General features: G+C 66.0%; 12 protein-coding genes. 5 read left to right on the top strand and 7 right to left on the bottom strand.

Translation table 11 applies throughout. The features are described from left to right. Nucleotides 1-55: 55 nt before the first annotated feature. Genes betI through betA form a run of 3 tightly spaced genes read left to right on the top strand, consistent with a single transcriptional unit; the run spans nucleotide 56 to nucleotide 3,706 of the window. Nucleotides 56-622, top strand: a complete 567-nt coding sequence (gene betI, locus KO490_RS03130) for a transcriptional regulator BetI (RefSeq protein WP_216017946.1) — start codon at nucleotides 56-58, stop codon at nucleotides 620-622. Then, nucleotides 619-2,064 (top strand): betaine-aldehyde dehydrogenase, encoded by a 1,446-nt coding sequence (gene betB / locus KO490_RS03135; protein ID WP_216017947.1) that lies wholly within the window; start codon nucleotides 619-621, stop codon nucleotides 2,062-2,064. The genes betI and betB overlap by 4 nt, the downstream gene beginning before the upstream one ends. Further along, entirely contained in the window at nucleotides 2,051-3,706 is a 1,656-nt protein-coding gene (gene betA, locus KO490_RS03140) for a choline dehydrogenase (protein WP_216017948.1), read from the top strand. The genes betB and betA overlap by 14 nt, the downstream gene beginning before the upstream one ends. Nucleotides 3,707-3,752: 46 nt before the next feature. Here the strand turns inward: betA and metH are convergent, their stop codons facing one another. The 7 genes from metH to KO490_RS03175 all read right to left on the bottom strand — a co-directional run bounded on the left by metH (nucleotide 3,753) and on the right by KO490_RS03175 (nucleotide 12,693). After that, the gene (gene metH / locus KO490_RS03145) at nucleotides 3,753-6,470 is read right to left on the bottom strand and encodes a methionine synthase (RefSeq protein ID WP_216017949.1); all 2,718 of its coding nucleotides are present in this window, start codon (nucleotides 6,468-6,470) and stop codon (nucleotides 3,753-3,755) included. Beyond that, on the bottom strand, nucleotides 6,463-7,500 hold the full coding sequence (locus tag KO490_RS03150; protein ID WP_216017950.1) for a homocysteine S-methyltransferase family protein: 1,038 nt from the start codon (nucleotides 7,498-7,500) through the stop codon (nucleotides 6,463-6,465). Before KO490_RS03150 ends, metH begins: the two co-directional genes overlap by 8 nt. Before the next feature lie 117 nt (nucleotides 7,501-7,617). Beyond that, a complete protein-coding gene (locus KO490_RS03155; protein WP_216017951.1) occupies nucleotides 7,618-8,658 on the bottom strand; it encodes an ABC transporter substrate-binding protein in 1,041 nt (346 codons plus the stop codon). A gap of 74 nt (nucleotides 8,659-8,732) precedes the next feature. Next, nucleotides 8,733-9,620 carry a polyphosphate kinase 2 gene (gene ppk2, locus KO490_RS03160; protein WP_216017952.1) on the bottom strand — a complete coding sequence of 296 codons (888 nt, stop codon included), beginning with the start codon at nucleotides 9,618-9,620 and terminating at the stop codon, nucleotides 8,733-8,735. 3 nt (nucleotides 9,621-9,623) lie between these two features. Further along, nucleotides 9,624-10,550, bottom strand: a complete 927-nt coding sequence (gene metA / locus KO490_RS03165) for a homoserine O-succinyltransferase (RefSeq protein ID WP_216017953.1) — start codon at nucleotides 10,548-10,550, stop codon at nucleotides 9,624-9,626. Between the two features lies 1 nt (nucleotide 10,551). Next, a complete protein-coding gene (locus tag KO490_RS03170; protein ID WP_216017954.1) occupies nucleotides 10,552-11,415 on the bottom strand; it encodes an ATPase in 864 nt (287 codons plus the stop codon). 123 nt (nucleotides 11,416-11,538) lie between these two features. Then, the gene (locus KO490_RS03175) at nucleotides 11,539-12,693 is read right to left on the bottom strand and encodes an OmpP1/FadL family transporter (RefSeq protein WP_216017955.1); all 1,155 of its coding nucleotides are present in this window, start codon (nucleotides 12,691-12,693) and stop codon (nucleotides 11,539-11,541) included. A 221-nt stretch (nucleotides 12,694-12,914) separates the two neighbouring features. Between KO490_RS03175 and guaB the strand changes: the two genes are divergently transcribed. Both guaB and KO490_RS03185 read left to right on the top strand, forming a co-directional pair. Continuing rightward, nucleotides 12,915-14,363: an IMP dehydrogenase gene (gene guaB, locus KO490_RS03180; protein WP_216017956.1), complete on the top strand. Its 1,449-nt coding sequence runs from the start codon at nucleotides 12,915-12,917 to the stop codon at nucleotides 14,361-14,363. 154 nt (nucleotides 14,364-14,517) lie between these two features. Continuing rightward, nucleotides 14,518-16,632 carry a heavy metal translocating P-type ATPase gene (locus tag KO490_RS03185; protein WP_216017957.1) on the top strand — a complete coding sequence of 705 codons (2,115 nt, stop codon included), beginning with the start codon at nucleotides 14,518-14,520 and terminating at the stop codon, nucleotides 16,630-16,632. The last annotated feature ends 11 nt before the right edge of the window (nucleotides 16,633-16,643 follow it).

The following is a 16,643-nucleotide window of genomic DNA, read 5'->3' on the forward strand; positions in this document are numbered from 1 at the left end:
TAACGATAGGTTGGCCCGGCAAAGCAACGAAATTCTTTCCATTTGTGGTGCATGAATGCCGAAACTTGGCGCAGAGCCTATCCGAAAAGCAGCGCTTATCAACGCTGCCATCTACGAGGTCGGCCGGGCCGGATCGCTTGACGTGACGGTCGCCCAGATCGCCAAGCGTGCGGGCATGTCGCCCGCGCTGGCGCATCATTATTTCGGATCCAAGGAACAGATATTCCTGTCGGCCATGCGCTACATCCTGCGCGTCTATGGCCAGTCGGTGCGCGAGGCGCTGCCCGGTCACGGCCCGCGCGGGCGCGTGAACGCCATCGTGCAGGCCAGCTTCGCGCCGCAGAACTTCCAGCGCGAGACGATCAGCGCCTGGCTGAACTTCTATGCCCTGTCCTTCGTGAACAAGGACGCGGCGCGCCTGCTGGAAATCTATCGCAGCCGCCTGCGGTCGAACCTGATCTTCGCCCTGCGCGGGCTGACCGACGACCCGGGTCGCATCGCCGAGACGCTGGGCGCACTGATCGACGGCGTCTATCTGCGCGCCGTCCTGACGCCGGGGCCGACCGATGCGGATGCTTCACTGAAAACAGTCATGTCCTATCTCGAGGAAACCCTCAAATGAGCCTTTCCGCACAACCCAAAGCCAGCCTCTTCATCGATGGCGCATATGTCGAGGGCGAGGGCCCCGAGCTGCCCGTCCTCTATCCCTTCACCGGCGAAACCATCGCCACCTTGCGCGAGGCATCGCCCGAGCAGGTGCAACGCGCCTGTGCATCCGCCCGCCGCGCGCAGGTCGAATGGGCCGCGATGGCCCCGGTCGAACGTGGTCGCATCCTGTCGCGCGCCGTCCGCATCATCGAAGAGCGCAACGAGGAACTTGCCCGGCTGGAGACGCTGGATACCGGCAAGCCCATCCAGGAGACGCTGGTGGCCGACTGGCCTTCGGGGGCCGAGGCGCTGGAATATTACGCGGGCCTTGCCGCGACCGTCACCGGGCAGATGATCCCGCTGGGTCAGGACTGGGCCTATACCCGGCGTGAGCCCCTGGGCGTCTGCGCGGGCATCGGTGCCTGGAACTATCCCAGCCAGATCGCCTGCTGGAAGGCCGCGCCCGCGCTCGCGATGGGCAATTCGATGGTCTACAAGCCGTCCGAGGAAACGCCGCTGGGTGCGCTGAAGCTGGCCGAGATCTTCATCGAGGCCGGGATGCCCGCGGGCGTCTACAATGTCGTGCAGGGGCGCGGTCAGGTCGGTGCGTCGCTGGTGACCAATCCCGATATCGCCAAGGTGTCGCTGACCGGCTCGGTGCCCACGGGCCGCAAGGTCTATGCCGCCGCAGCCGAGGGGATGCGCCATGTGACGATGGAACTGGGCGGCAAGTCGCCCCTGATCGTCTTTGACGACGCGAATATCGAGGATGCCGTCAGCGCGGCGATCCTGGCGAATTTCTACAGCTCGGGGCAGATCTGTTCCAACGGGACGCGGGTCTTCCTGCAAGAGGGCATCAAGGATCGCTTCCTCGACCGGCTGGTGGAACGCGTGCGCAACATCCGCATGGGCGATCCGCTGGACCCCGACACCAATCATGGCCCCATCATCAACCCGTCCCAGGCCGCCAAGATCCGCGCCATGATCGCGGGCGGCGAGACCGCGGGCGCGCGGATCGTCTGCGGAGGAGAGGGCGAGGGCGCGTTCATCCCGCCCACCGTCTTCGCCGACGCGACCGACGACATGGAGATCGCCCGCGACGAGATCTTCGGCCCGGTCATGACCACGCTGGCCTTCTTCGACGAGGATGAGGTCGTGCGCCGCGCCAACGACACGGGCTTCGGCCTGGCCGCGGGCGTTTTCACGCGGGATCTGACGCGGGCGCATCGCGTGGTCGCGAACCTGCAGGCGGGGACCTGCTGGATCAACACCTACAACCTGACGCCCGTGCAGATGCCCTTCGGCGGCGTGAAGCTGTCGGGTGTCGGCCGCGAGAACTCGGCCGCCGCGATCGAGCATTATTCGCAGCTCAAATCCGTCTATGTCGGAATGGGAGGCGTCGATGCACCCTACTGATCTGCCCAAGGCGGCCGCGACCGCCGATTACGTCATCATCGGGGCCGGCAGCGCGGGTTGCGCGCTGGCCTATCGCCTGACCGAGGCGGGTCGCACCGTGACCCTGATCGAATTCGGCGGCAGCGACATGGGCCCCTTCATCCAGATGCCGGGCGCGCTGTCCTATCCGATGAACATGGCCCGCTACGACTGGGGGTTCAGTTCCGAACCCGAGGCGGGCCTGGGCAACCGCCGCCTTGCCACCCCGCGCGGCAAGGTGCTGGGGGGGTCGTCCTCGATCAACGGGATGGTCTTCGTGCGCGGCAACCGCATGGATTACGAACACTGGCAGGAAAGCGGCGCCGAGGGCTGGGACTATGCCGGCGTGCTGCCCTATTTCAAGCGGATGGAGACCTGGCACGGGGATCCGACCGGGGCGCAGACCTCGGCCTGGCGCGGTGACAGCGGTCCGCTGCACGTGTCGCGGGGCAAGCGCAAGAACCCGCTGTTCAACACCTTCATCAAGGCCGGCGAACAGGCGGGCTGGCCCCGGACCGACGATTACAACGGGCAGCAGCAGGAGGGTTTCGGCCCGATGGAGGCGACGATCTGGAAGGGTCGCCGCTGGTCCACGGCCAATGCCTATCTGCGTCCGGCCAAGAAGTCGGGCAAGCTGACGGTCGTGCGCGGCCTTGCGCGCCGCGTCCTGTTCGAAGGCAAGCGTGCGGTGGGTGTCGAGATCGAACAGAAGGGTCAGGTGAAGGCCGTCCTCGCCTCGCGCGAGGTGATCGTCTCGGCCAGTTCGATCAACACGCCCAAGCTGCTGATGCTGTCGGGGATCGGCCCGGCCGACCACCTGGCCGAACACGGGATCCAGACGCTGTCGGACCGTCCGGGCGCCGGCGCAAACCTGCAGGACCATCTCGAGGTCTACATGCAGTACAAGTCGCTCAAGCCCGTCACGCTGTATACCTACTACAACCTGCTGGGCAAAAGCCGGGTGGGGTTGGAATGGCTGCTGCAGAAGACCGGTCTGGGCGCATCGAACCAGTTCGAGAGCTGCGGCTTCATCCGGTCCACCGAAGACGTGCCCTATCCCGACATCCAGTACCACTTCCTGCCGCTGGCCGTCCGCTATGACGGCAAGACGGCGGCGCAGGGGCATGGGTTCCAAGCGCATGTCGGACCGATGCGGTCCAAGTCGCGCGGTACCGTGCGGCTGGCCAGCGCCGATCCGAACGCGGCGCCGAAGATCCATTTCAACTACATGTCGCATGAAGACGACTGGACCGAGTTCCGCGCGGCCATCCGGCATACGCGCAGGATCTTCGATCAGCCGGCCTTCGCGGAATATCGCGGCGACGAGATACAGCCCGGCGACCACGCGCAGACCGACGCCGAGATCGACGATTTCATCCGCGAGCACGCGGAATCGGCCTATCACCCCTGCGGCACCGCCCGCGTGGGTGCGGTCGACGATCCGATGGCGGTGGTCGATCCGGAACTGCGCGTGATCGGGGTCGAGGGGCTGCGCGTGGCCGACAGCTCGATCTTCCCGCGGATCACGAACGGCAACCTGAACGGTCCCTCGATCATGACGGGCGAGAAGGCCGCCGATCACATCCTGGGCCGGCAGATGCTGCGCGAGGATCCGGGCGCCTGACGCCCGGAAGGAAAAGGCCCGCGCAGCGATGCGCGGGCCTTTTTCGTCAGGCGGCGTCGGTTTCCACCTTGGCCGGGACATAGTTGAGGACCGGCGCCAGCCAGCGTTCCACCTCGGCCAGGGACATCCCCTTGCGCGCGGCGTAATCGCGGGCCTGGTCCTCCTCGATCTTGGCCACCCCGAAGTAATAGCTGTCGGGATGCGCGATATAGAGACCCGAGACCGAGGATCCGGGCCACATCGCCATGCTCTCGGTCAGTTCGACGCCTGTCGCGGCGGTCGCATCCAGCAGGCGGAACAGGGTTTCCTTCTCGGTGTGATCGGGCTGGGCGGGATATCCCGGCGCGGGACGGATGCCCGCATAGGGTTCGCCGATCAGCTCCTCGGGGGCGAAGGTCTCGTCCTTGGCATAGCCCCAGAATTCGCGGCGCGTGCGTTCGTGCAGCATCTCGGCCATGGCCTCGGCAAAGCGGTCGGCCAGCGCCTTGACCATGATCGCGCCGTAATCGTCATTCGCGCGTTCGTATCGCGCCGCGATCTCGGATTCCTCGGGGCCCGCCGTCACGACGAAGCCGCCCACATGATCCGCGATCCCCTCGGGGGCCACGAAATCGGACAGCGCCACGTTGGGGCGACCGTTGCGCTTGGTCACCTGCTGGCGCAGCGTGTGCAGCATGGCCAGCGTTTCGGTGCGGTCGTCGCCGGTGAACAGGCGAATGTCGTCGCCCACGGCGTTGGCGGGCCAGAAGCCCACGACGGCGCGCGGCTTGAACCACTTGCCCTCGATGATGCGGGCCAGCATGTCCTGCGCCTCGGCGAACAGCTGGCGGGCGGCCTCGCCCTGCTTCTCGTCCTCCAGGATGCGGGGATAGACGCCCTTCAGCTCCCATGTCTGGAAGAACGGCGTCCAGTCGATATAGCGCGCGATCTCGGCCAGGTCCCAGTCCTCGATCACGCGGGTGCCGGTGAAACCGGGGGCGACGGGGGCATAGGCCGACCAGTCCACGGCCAGGGCATTGGCGCGCGCGGATGCCAGCGGCAGGCGGCTCTTTGCGGCCTCGGACCGTTCATGGCGGTCGGCCACCTGCGCGTATTCGGCCCGCAGATCCGCGACATAGCCGTCCTTCTGCGTGGGCGACAGTAGCGCCGAGGCCACGCCCACCGCGCGGCTGGCATCGGTGACATAGACGGCCTGCCCGCGATCATAGCGGGGCGCGATCTTGACGGCCGTATGGATCTTCGAGGTCGTCGCGCCGCCGATCAGCAGGGGGATGTCGAAGCCCTCGCGCTCCATCTCGGCCGCGACGTGGACCATCTCGTCCAGGGAGGGCGTGATCAGGCCCGACAGGCCGATGATGTCGACCTTTTCATCGCGGGCGACCTGCAGGATCTTCTGCGGCGGGACCATCACGCCCAGGTCGATCACCTCGAAATTGTTGCAGGCCAGCACGACGCCCACGATGTTCTTGCCGATGTCATGCACGTCGCCCTTGACCGTGGCCATCAGCACCTTGCCCGCGCTTTCGCGTTCGGTGCTGCCGCCCTGGCGCTTCTCCTCCTCCATGTAGGGCAGAAGGACGGCGACGGCCTGCTTCATCACGCGCGCCGATTTCACGACCTGCGGCAGGAACATCTTGCCCGCGCCGAACAGGTCGCCCACCACGTTCATCCCGGCCATCAGCGGGCCTTCGATGACATGCAGCGGGCGTTCGGCGGCCTGGCGGGCCTCTTCGGTATCGGCTTCGATATATTCGGTGATGCCGTTGACCAGCGCGTGTTCCATGCGCTTCTCGATCGACCATTCGCGCCAGGACAGGTCCTTCTCGCGCTTCTGGCCACCGCCGTCGCCCCGGAACCGCTCGGCGATTTCCAGCAGGCGCTCGGTCCCGTCGCGGCGACGGTTCAGGACGACATCCTCGCAGGCCTCGCGCAGTTCGGGGTCGATCTGGTCATAGACGGCCAGCTGCCCGGCATTGACGATGCCCATGTCCATCCCGGCCTGGATGGCGTGATAGAGGAAGACCGCGTGCATCGCCTCGCGCACGGGTTCGTTCCCGCGGAAGCTGAAGGACAGGTTCGACACGCCCCCTGACACATGCGCATGTGGCAGGTTCTGACGGATCCAGCGCGTGGCCTCGATGAAATCCACGCCGTAATTGTCGTGTTCCTCGATGCCCGTGGCGACGGCGAAGATGTTGGGATCGAAGATGATGTCCTCGGGGGGGAAGCCCACCTCGTCCACCAGGATCCGGTAGGCGCGTTCGCAGATCTTGATCTTGCGGGCGGCGGTGTCGGCCTGGCCCTGTTCGTCGAAGGCCATGACCACGACGGCGGCCCCATAGGCAAGGCACAGCTTGGCCTGGTGGCGGAACTGCTCCTCTCCCTCCTTCATGCTGATCGAGTTCACGACCGGCTTGCCCTGCACGCATTGCAGCCCGGCCTCGATCACCTCCCATTTGGAACTGTCGATCATGATCGGCACGCGGGCGATGTCGGGTTCGGCGGCCAGCAGGTTCAGGAACTCGACCATGGTGGCACGGCTGTCGATCAGCCCCTCGTCCATGTTGATGTCGATGATCTGCGCGCCGTTTTCCACCTGGTCGCGCGCGACCTCCAATGCGGTGGCGTATTCGCGGTTCTTGATCAGCTTGCGGAAACGCGCGCTGCCGGTGACGTTGGTGCGTTCGCCCACGTTCACGAACGGGATGTCCGAGGTCAGCGTGAAGGGTTCGAGGCCGGACAGGCGCAGCAGACGATCAGACATGGGCAAGGACCTTTCGCGGGCTGTGGGCGGCGACCGCATCGGCGATGGCGCGGATATGGTCGGGGGTGGTGCCGCAGCAGCCTCCGACGACGTTCACGAGCCCTTCGGCCGCGAATTCCGCGACCTGACGGGCGGTGTCGTCTGGGCCCTCGTCATACTGGCCGAAGGCGTTGGGCAGCCCGGCATTGGGATAGGCGCAGATGCGGGTATCGGCGACGCCCGACATCTCGGCCAGGTGGGGGCGCATCGCGGCAGCGCCAAGCGCGCAGTTCAGTCCAACCGTCCAGGGGTTCGCGTGGCGGACCGAATACCAGAATGCCGTGGGGGTCTGGCCCGACAGCGTCCGACCCGATGCGTCGGTGATCGTGCCCGAAATCATCAGCGGGATCGCCTGGCCGTGCTCCTCCATCGCCTGCTGACAGGCGAAGATCGCGGCCTTGGCGTTCAGCGTGTCGAAGATCGTCTCGATCAGCAGGATGTCCGACCCGCCCTTGATCAGCCCGCGCGCCTGCTGAAGATAGGCCACGCGCAGCTGGTCGAAGCTGATCGCGCGAAATCCCGGATCGTTCACGTCCGGGCTGATCGAGGCCGTGCGGTTCGTCGGCCCCAACGCGCCTGCGACGAAGCGGGGCTTGCCGTCCTCGGCCGTGGCGCGGTCCAGCGCGCGACGCACGACACGCGTGCCCTCGATGTTCAGTTCCTCGACCGCGTGTTCCAGCCCGTAATCGGCCTGCGCGATGGTCGTGGACGAAAAGGTGTTCGTCTCGACGATATCGGCGCCCGCGATGGCATAGCGGTAATGGATCTCCTCGACCGCGTCGGGCTGGGTCAGGATCAGAAGGTCGTTGTTGCCCTTCTGCGCATGGTCGCTGTGATGGCGGCAGACATGGCCGGACCCGTGGCCTGTGTAATCCTCCTCGGACAGGTGCAGATCCTGGATCTGCGTGCCCATCGCCCCGTCGAGGATCAGGATGCGTTCATCGGCAGCGCGGTTCAGCGCATCGAATGCGGGCGATCGGGGCAGGGACATGGAACGGCCTTTCGTTTGAAGCCCGTGATATATGCCCCAAGCCCTACGGCTGCAAATTCATAGTTCTGCAGAAGATCATGAGCGGCCCTCATGTAAGGGCCGCCCAAGGGGGCAGGATCAGAAGCCCGCCTTGATCTTCTCGAACTCGGCCAGCTGGCGCTGACGCTGTTCGGGATCGTTCGGCGTCTGGGCCAGCACCGGCACGTCGATATCGGACAGGCCCTCCTGCACGGCGGGCTGATCCTCGATCGTGGCCATCGCCTCGGTCGAGCTGTGGCCGTATCCGATGGCATCGAGCAGGCCCTGACCTGCCTCGGGGGCCAGCCAGGCGTTGATGAAGTCGTACAGCTTGTCTTCGCTGCCCGGACCGTCCTTCACGTTCACGAAGCCGCAGAAGAAGGTCGAGGATCCTTCCTCGGCCTCGCGTTGGAAGCCCACCGGATAATCGTCATCCTGCAGATAGACGACACCGTCGTTCCAGGACCATGCGATATCCACGGCCCCCGAGGCCATCAGCTGCGCCTGTTCGGACGGATCGGCCCAATAGGCGGCGACGTTCTGATGCGCCTCGCGCAGCCAGTCGGCGGCAGCCTGGAACTGTTCGTCGCTGACATCGGTCCAGTCGGTCGTCCCGGTCGCCAGATAGGCCAGTGCCCAGACATCGTCCGCGCTGTCGGGCAACGAGGTGCGGCCCTGGTATTTCGGATCGGTGAAGACCTGCAGGCTGGCCACATCCTCGGCCGGGACGGTTTCGGTGTTGTAGGCGATGGCGGTGGCGCCCCAGTCGACCGGGATGAACCAGACGCCCTCGTCATCCTTGAACACCTCGGAATCGAGGAAGCGCGGCGCGATCTTGTCGAAATTGGGGATGCGGTCCGTGTCCCAGGGTTCGATCAGGCCCGCATCGCGATACTTGCCGACCATCTGGCTGCAGGGATGGACCGCATCGGCGCGGAATCCCGAGACCATCTTCTGGAACGCCTCGTCGTCATCGCCGAAGAAGGCGAAGGTCGGGCTGTCGCCATGCTGGTCGACATAGGCCTGGAAGATCGCGGGGACCTCGAAGCCGGCCCAGTCGAAGATGGTCAGTTCGCCATCGGCGGCAAAGGCGGGCAGACCCGCCGATGCCGCAAGAATGGTGGTGGTCAGCAAGCGCATGTGTTCCGGCCTCTTTCGATTGAAGTCATTGCCGAAACGCTAGCCCCGCCCCATGGCCTGCGCAAGAAAAACGACTAGTCGTCCAGGATCTCGGGGCCGCCGGTGATCTTCGGGTCGGGAATGCCGATCGCATCGACATCCTTGCCTGCATAATCGACCGCATGAAGGATGGTCTGGATGGCCGCGATGCGTGCGCGGCGCTTGTCGTCCGACCGGATCACGGTCCAGGGCGCGATGGGGGAATGCGACAGGTTCAGCGTGTCGCGGATCGCGGTGGTGTAATCGTTCCATTTCGCCAGCCCCTCGACGTCGATGGGGCTCAGCTTCCACTGCTTCAGCGGGTCCTTCTCTCGGTCGCGGAAGCGGCGCAGCTGTTCGGCGCGGCCCACGTTCAGCCACAGCTTGACCAGGATCACGCCGTCATCGACCAGCGTCTGCTCGAACCCGGGCAGCTGGCGGAAGAAGGCGTTGCGCTGATGTTCGGTCGAGAAGCCGAAGACGCGTTCGACGACGCCGCGATTGTACCAGCTGCGATCGAACAGGGCGATTTCCCCGGCGGCGGGCAGGTGATCGACATAGCGCTGGAAATACCATTGCGTCGATTCGCGTTCGGTGGGCTTGGGCAGTGCCACGATATAGGCCGAACGCGGGTTCAGGTTCTCGCGCACGCGTTCGATGGTGCCGCCCTTGCCCGCGGCGTCGCGCCCCTCGAACAGCACGACGACGCGCTGTCCGCGATGGATCACGCAATGCATCATGCGGACAAGCTGGATCTGCAGAGCCTCCAGGTGGTCGTTGTAGTCGCCCTTGTCCATTTCCCCGTCATAGGGATAGCTCTGATCGAGGATGTCGTCCTTGTGCCCATCTTCGATCGCCTTGCGGATATCCTTGGGCGCGTCGTTCTTCAGATAGTCGCGGATGCGACCGACCAGCGGCAGTTCCGGCATGTCCTTGGGGACCATGGCTTACCCTTCTCCGATGCGGTTCATGTCGTACCAGGTGGTCTGATAGATCTCGTTGATCCAGTTACCGTAGAGCAGATGCGCATGGCTGCGCCACCGGTTCGACGGCATCTGCGCGGGATCGTCGTCGGGATAGTAGTTCCGCGGCACCGCGATCGGCTTGCCGGCCTCGACGTCGCGGTCGTATTCCTCCTTCAGCGTCGTGCTGTCATATTCGAAATGGTTGAAGACATAGAGCGCGCGGTGACGCGGATCGGCCACGAGGCAAGGGCCGACCTCGGGACTGGCCAGCAGGGTGGTCAGTGCAGGGCGCGCGTCCACGTCCTCTTGCCGGATTTCGGTCCAGCGGCTGACGGGGACCAGCACATCGTCCGAGAAACCGCGCAGATAGGGCGATGCGGGCTGCAGGTTCCGGTGGCGGAAGCAGCCGAAGGCCTTGGCGGGCAGGGGGTGCTTTTCCAGCCGGTGGAAATGCCATGCCATGGCCATGCCGCCCCAGCAGACGCCGAAGGTGGAATGCACATGGGTCTGGGTCCAGGCGAAGACCCGTTCCAGTTCGTCCCAATAGGTGACCTGATCGAAGGGCAGCTGCTCGATCGGGGCGCCGGTGATGACCAGCCCGTCGAACTTCTCGCCCGTGGCCTCGACATCGCGGAAGGGGCGATAGAAGCTCTCCATGTGGTCGGCGGCGGTGTTGCGGCTTTCGTGGTCCGACATGCGGATCAGCTGGAAGTCGATCTGCAGCGGCGTCGCGCCGATGACGCGGGCGAACTGGTTCTCGGTCTGGATCTTCTTGGGCATCAGGTTCAACAGCCCGATGCGCAGGGGTCGGATGTCCTGCGTGGCGGCACGACCCGGCGACATGACCATGACGCCTTCTTCCGACAGGATGCGATAGGCGGGCAGGTTCTCGTTCAGCGTGATGGGCATGTCAGTCTTCCTTGCGGGCGATGGCCAGCGCGATCAGGTCGTCGAAATCGCCTGGGCTGCGGATCTCGGCCACTTCCTCGGCCTTGACCGTGACGCCCAGCTTCGCCATCGCGGCATAGCGCGGCTGGCGGTGCGCCAGCGCACGGGCATAGGTCCAGCGGATGAAGTCGTCGGGATTGACCTCGTGTTCGTCCAGCCCCTTTTCCACGCGATAGGCGACCCAGGCGCGTTCCAGGAACTGGGGCTGGTAATACATCGGCTTGGGTGCGCGGTCGAAGCGGCGCACCAGTTCGGCGGTATGCGCGTCCGACCCCTCGATCCAGATCATCAGCAGGTCGCGCGACAGCGACGACAGGACCGGATCGTCGGGATCGGACGGATCGACCACCTCGCAGATCGACCCGCCGCTGTCGCAGACGAAATGCGGGATACGATAGATGTCGTCCGCGCGTTCGATGAAATGGCGCGTGTCCAGCAGGGCCGCGATCTCGGCCCGCTGGTGCTGGTTCTGGCGGCGGCGGTATTCGTCGAAGGGCAGGCCGCCGCGGCTCTGACTGCCGGGCTTGCCCAGATAGGTGGACAGCGGGGCCAGGTTCTCGAACGTGATGTTGCTGGCGATGTAGACGCTGTCGGACATCAGCAATTCGCGCAGCAGCGGCACGCGCATCGCCTCGCGCTTGAAATTGTCGGCGATGTATTCGCCCATGTAGCGGGTGCCGATGCGGTAATCGACCGAGTAGTGGAACCAGTCGCCCGTCTGGCGCAGCATCGTCGCCAGATAGGTCTTGCCCAGACCCGACATGCCGAACAGCACGATCCGCTTCGACGGGCTGTCGCGCCATTCTGCTGCGCTGCGATAGATCATGCGGGGCTTCCTTCGACTGACCGGTGCTTCTAGGTAGCGGCCCCGCCGGGGTTTTGAAAGACCCGCGCCCCGAACGCGAAACGGCCCCGCGCCGGGCGGGGCCGTCCTGTCATCGCGGGCCGATCAGAAGCTGTAGCCGACCCGGACGCCCACGCCCCAGGCATGGCTGTCGGTCATCTCGGCGCGCGCGGTGTCGGGCGTGCCGGTTTCGGGCGTCGCATCGCCCAGCTTGGTGTAGTTCACGCCGGTCGTGACGCGCATCGGACCTTGGTTGTAGATCGCGGCCAGGGTGATGCCCTTGCGTCCGTTTGTCGGCGCCAGAGGAGAGACGAGGTCGTCGCCTGCCTTCTCGAAGGTGAACGAAGCCGAGCCGGACCAGGTCTCGTTGAACTTGCGACCGATGCCGATGGTGTAGGTGGTCGAATCCTCCAGTTCGACCAGGCCCCCGCCGGTGACGGCCACGAAGTTCGCGGGATCGACCCGGAATTCGGACCAGTCGACCCAACGGACCGAACCGAAGACCAGCGTGTCGGGTGCCACGCCCGTCTGGAATTCGAGGTTCCAGCTTTGCGGTGTCTTGACCGTCGTGACGGAATCGCCCGCCAGAAGCGGCAGGTCCGGCGCTGGGCCTGCATCGCCATCGGGATCGACCAGCGGGCCGGTCTCGGTCGTGTCGAAATCGTGCTCGATCTCGGAGTTGTAGGTCAGCGAGACCCGGGCCGCGATCTCGGGCTTCTCCCATGCGACGCCTGCGACCCAGCCGATGGCCGTATCCGCATCCAGATCGACATTGTAGCCCGCGACCGGACCATAGGCCAAACCGTTCAGCCCGACCTCGCCATCGGCGCGCGATCCGCGGATGCCGCCATGAACCGAGAACTGGTTCGGCATCTTGTAGCGCCCGAGCGCGGTGAAGGTGGTGCTGTCCACGCGGGCGAAGGTTCCGCCCAGCAGGGCCGAGCCGCCATCGGCAAGGCCCGGATAGCGGATATCGGCACCGAAGGGCTGTTCCACGATGATCGCGCCCGAGAAGGCTTCGGTGAACTGGTGCTTGTAGGCGAGGCCGGTAAAGCCGTAGCCCTGCGCCACGTCGCCCGTCGAGAAGCCGAGGGTATCGGTCCCCTCGACCGAAGGGTCCACGCCGCCGAAGCTCAGTTCGACATAGTTGCCTTCCTCGAACAATGCCGACAGCGTCTGCGGGGCGCGTTCGATCCCGCCCGCAAACATCGGAGAGGCACCCATCAGAAGGGCCGCAGCTCCGGTAAGTGCAATTTTCATGTCTCTTCCTCCCTACGGGCGCGCACGCCCTGGATCACAGGATTATGCCAAACATGTTACCGATCAATTGCCCTGTCGAGGTAACGTGACGTTAGCGTCACGGGCGGGCCGTTTCCGTTTCATTTCTGCAACGGGGAAATCAATGCGGCCGAAGGGTGGACAAACCGGCCGCTCCGTGAAAATGGGAACTGCCAAACGATCTTGCCGCAAGGATACCCCCCATGCAGATTCGTGAGGCTCTCACTTTCGACGACGTGCTTCTGGTTCCCGCAGCCTCGACGGTGCTTCCGTCCACTGCGGATGTCAGCACGCATGTCACCCGTTCAATCCGGATGAACATCCCGCTGCTTTCGTCGGCCATGGATACCGTCACCGAAAGCCGCATGGCCATCGCCATGGCGCAATCGGGCGGGATCGGCGTGATCCACCGCAACCTGACGACCGAGCAGCAGGCCGACGAGGTCCGCCGCGTCAAGCGCTTCGAGAGCGGGATCGTCTACAAGCCGATCACCCTGCGCCCCGACCAGACGCTGGCCGATGCCAAGGCGCTGCAGGACCGCTACAACGTCACGGGCTTTCCCGTGGTGGACGGCGAAGGCCGCGTGGTGGGCATCGTGACGAACCGCGACATGCGCTTTGCCAGCGACGATCGCACCCCCGTCCACACGATGATGACCGGCGACCGCCTGGCCATCCTGCAAGAGCCCGCCGACCGGCAGGAGGCCATCGACCTGATGAAGGCCCGCCGGATCGAGAAGCTGCTGGTGACCGACGGGTCGGGCAAGCTGACCGGCCTGCTGACGCTGAAGGATACCGAGAAGGCCGTGCTGAACCCCTTGGCCTGCAAGGACGATCTGGGCCGCCTGCGGGTGGCCGCGGCATCGACCGTGGGCGACGAGGGCTTCGAGCGCAGCTGCGCGCTGATCGATGCGGGCGTCGACATGGTGGTGATCGATACCGCCCATGGCCATTCCGCAGGTGTCGCCAAGGCAGTCGAGCGTCTGAAGGCCTATAGCGGCAGCGCACAGGTCATCGCCGGCAACGTCGCCACCGCCGAGGCCACGCGCGCCCTGATCGGCGCGGGTGCCGATGCGGTCAAGGTGGGCATCGGACCGGGATCCATCTGCACGACCCGAGTGGTGGCGGGGGTGGGCGTTCCCCAGCTGACCGCGATCATGGATGCGGCGGGTGCTGCGGGCGATACGCCGATCATCGCGGATGGCGGCATCAAGCTGTCGGGCGATTTCGCCAAGGCCATCGCCGCCGGGGCAAGCTGCGCCATGGTGGGCAGCGCCATCGCGGGCACGGATGAAAGCCCGGGCGAGGTGATCCTGTACCAGGGCCGCAGCTTCAAGTCCTATCGCGGCATGGGGTCGCTGGGCGCGATGGCGCGGGGTTCGGCCGATCGCTATTTCCAGAAGGACGCGGCCACCGACAAGCTGGTGCCGGAGGGGATCGAGGGGCAGGTTCCCTACAAGGGGCCCGCAGGCACGGTGATCCATCAGCTGGTCGGCGGTCTGCGCGCCGCCATGGGCTATACCGGCTGCGCCACCGTCCCCGAGATGCGCAACGGCTGCCAGTTCGTCCGCATTACCGGCGCGGGCCTCAAGGAGAGCCATGTCCACGACGTGCAGATCACCCGCGAGAGCCCGAATTACCGCATCGGCTGATCGCGACCTGCGTCGCGAATGACGAAGGACCCCGCTGCCCATGGCCGCGGGGTCCTTTCACGTTCGGGGGCAAAGCTTGCATGCCGGGGTCGCATCCCGGCACCGATGCGCCTAGGTTTACATGATCTGCAACGGATGCACGCAGGAGCGGGTGATGACCACGGACGGGATGCGCCGGGAATGGCGAGTGACGGGAATGGATTGCGGATCATGCGCCGGCAAGGTGCGTGGCGCGGTCGAACGGCTGCCGGGCGTGGGGGATGTCGATGTCACCCTGATGAGCGAGCGGCTGACCCTGACGCTGGACGAGAGCCGCACCACGCCCGGGGGGATCGAGGATGCCGTCCGCGCGCTGGGCTTCGGGATCGCGCAGGGGGGACAGCAGACGACGGCACAGGATGACGCCGCCACGCCCCGGCCCGAACCCGCCTGGTACGCCACCCCCAAGGGCAAGCTGGTGATCGTGACGGGCGCATTGCTGGCGGCTGCATGGGCGGCGGACCTGCTTCTGCCCGAGGGGATGTCGCATTGGGCCTTCGTCCTGGCGACCGCGCTGGGACTGGCGCCCATCGCCCGCAAGGCATTCGCCATGGCGCGTGCGCGGATGCCCTTCACCATCGAGATGCTGATGACCATTGCCGCCACGGGCGCCCTGTTCATCGGCGCGGCCGAGGAGGCGGCGCTGGTCGTCTTCCTCTTCGCCGTGGGCGAGCTGCTGGAAGGCGTGGCGGCCGGACGCGCCCGCGACGGCATCAGGGCGCTGTCCGACCTGATCCCCCGCACCGCGATGCTGGAAGAAGGGGGGGGCCTGCAGGAGGTTCCCGCAGCCGGTCTGCGTCCCGGACAGGTGGTGCTGGTCAGGCCGGGGGACCGCATACCCGCCGATGGCAGCATCGTCGAAGGGATCTCGGGGGTGGATGAGAGCCCGGTGACCGGAGAGAGCCAGCCCGTTCTCAAGGAACCGGGGGCCGAGGTCTTCGCGGGGTCCATCAACGCCGAGGCGGTCCTGCGCGTCAGGGTGACGAAACCGGCATCGGACAACACCATCGCCCGGATCGTGAAGCTGGTCGAGGAGGCCGAAAGCGCCCGCGCCCCGACGGAACGCTTCATCGACCGCTTCAGCCGGATCTACATGCCCGCGATCACGGGGCTTGCGGTGCTGGTCGCCGTGATCCCGCCCTTGATGTTCGGTCAGGCCTGGGGGGAATGGACATACCGCGCGCTGGCGCTGCTGTTGATCGGCTGTCCCTGCGCGCTGGTGATCTCGGTCCCGGCATCCATTGCATCGGCGCTGTCCGCGGGGGCGCGGCAGGGGCTGCTGATGAAAGGGGGCGCCGTGATCGAGAACGTCGCCCAGGTCACCCATGTCGCCTTCGACAAGACGGGGACGCTGACCAATGGCCGCCCCGTGGTGACCGATATCCAGGGGGAGGAGACGGATCGCCTCATGTCCCTTGCCGCGGCGGTCGAGAGGGGTGCCAGCCATCCGCTGGGTCAGGCGATCCTTGCGCGCGCCGAAGGGCTGTCGATCCCGCAGGCGACCGATGCGCGTGCCATCCCCGGCATGGGGGCCACGGCACTGGTCGAGGGGCAACCGACCACGGTCGGATCACCGCGCCTGGCCGAAGAGAGCGGCGTTCTGACGCCCCGGATGGCCGACGATGTCGCAAGGCTGCAGGATGAGGGCAAGACGGTCGTCATCCTCTGGCAGGAACAGGCGCTGGGACTGATCGCATTGCGCGACGAACCGCGAGAGGATGCCCGCGACGCCCTGGATCACCTGCAGCGGATGGGCGTCACCCCGGTGATGCTGACGGGGGACAACCAGCGGACCGCGACGGCCATCGCCTCGGATCTGGGGATCGGGTTCCAGGCGGGCCTTCTGCCCCAGGACAAGGTGACCGCGATGCGGGCGCTGTCGGGTAAGCAGAAGGCGATGATGGTCGGGGACGGGATCAACGATGCGCCCGCGCTGGCCGCCGCCCATGTGGGGATCGCGATGGGATCGGGAACCGACGTGGCGCTGGAGACCGCCCACGGGGCGATCCTGCGCAACCGGGTGGGCGATGTCGCGGCGCTGATCGGGCTTGCCCGCGCGGCCATGGGCAACATCCGGCAGAACGTGGCCATCGCGCTGGGACTGAAGGGCCTGTTCCTGATCACGACCATCGCCGGTATCACGGGGCTGTGGATCGCGATCCTTGCCGATACCGGGGCGACGGTCATCGTCACCGCGAATGCGCTGCGGCTGCTGCGCTTTCGGGCGTAACGCCGCCCCGG

The sequence above is a fragment of the Paracoccus sp. C2R09 genome, assembly GCF_018860625.1.
In the GTDB taxonomy this organism is placed as follows: Bacteria; Pseudomonadota; Alphaproteobacteria; order Rhodobacterales; family Rhodobacteraceae; genus Paracoccus.

What these genes read in the sequence shown, in the direction of transcription:
- betI (WP_216017946.1), top strand. Translation starts at nt 56, where the DNA reads ATGCCGAAACTTGGCGCAGAGCCTATCCGAAAAGCAGCGCTTATCAAC.
- betB (WP_216017947.1), top strand. Translation starts at nt 619, where the DNA reads ATGAGCCTTTCCGCACAACCCAAAGCCAGCCTCTTCATCGATGGCGCA.
- betA (WP_216017948.1), top strand. Translation starts at nt 2,051, where the DNA reads ATGCACCCTACTGATCTGCCCAAGGCGGCCGCGACCGCCGATTACGTC.
- metH (WP_216017949.1), bottom strand. Translation starts at nt 6,470, where the DNA reads ATGTCTGATCGTCTGCTGCGCCTGTCCGGCCTCGAACCCTTCACGCTG.
- KO490_RS03150 (WP_216017950.1), bottom strand. Translation starts at nt 7,500, where the DNA reads ATGTCCCTGCCCCGATCGCCCGCATTCGATGCGCTGAACCGCGCTGCC.
- KO490_RS03155 (WP_216017951.1), bottom strand. Translation starts at nt 8,658, where the DNA reads ATGCGCTTGCTGACCACCACCATTCTTGCGGCATCGGCGGGTCTGCCC.
- ppk2 (WP_216017952.1), bottom strand. Translation starts at nt 9,620, where the DNA reads ATGGTCCCCAAGGACATGCCGGAACTGCCGCTGGTCGGTCGCATCCGC.
- metA (WP_216017953.1), bottom strand. Translation starts at nt 10,550, where the DNA reads ATGCCCATCACGCTGAACGAGAACCTGCCCGCCTATCGCATCCTGTCG.
- KO490_RS03170 (WP_216017954.1), bottom strand. Translation starts at nt 11,415, where the DNA reads ATGATCTATCGCAGCGCAGCAGAATGGCGCGACAGCCCGTCGAAGCGG.
- KO490_RS03175 (WP_216017955.1), bottom strand. Translation starts at nt 12,693, where the DNA reads ATGAAAATTGCACTTACCGGAGCTGCGGCCCTTCTGATGGGTGCCTCT.
- guaB (WP_216017956.1), top strand. Translation starts at nt 12,915, where the DNA reads ATGCAGATTCGTGAGGCTCTCACTTTCGACGACGTGCTTCTGGTTCCC.
- KO490_RS03185 (WP_216017957.1), top strand. Translation starts at nt 14,518, where the DNA reads ATGACCACGGACGGGATGCGCCGGGAATGGCGAGTGACGGGAATGGAT.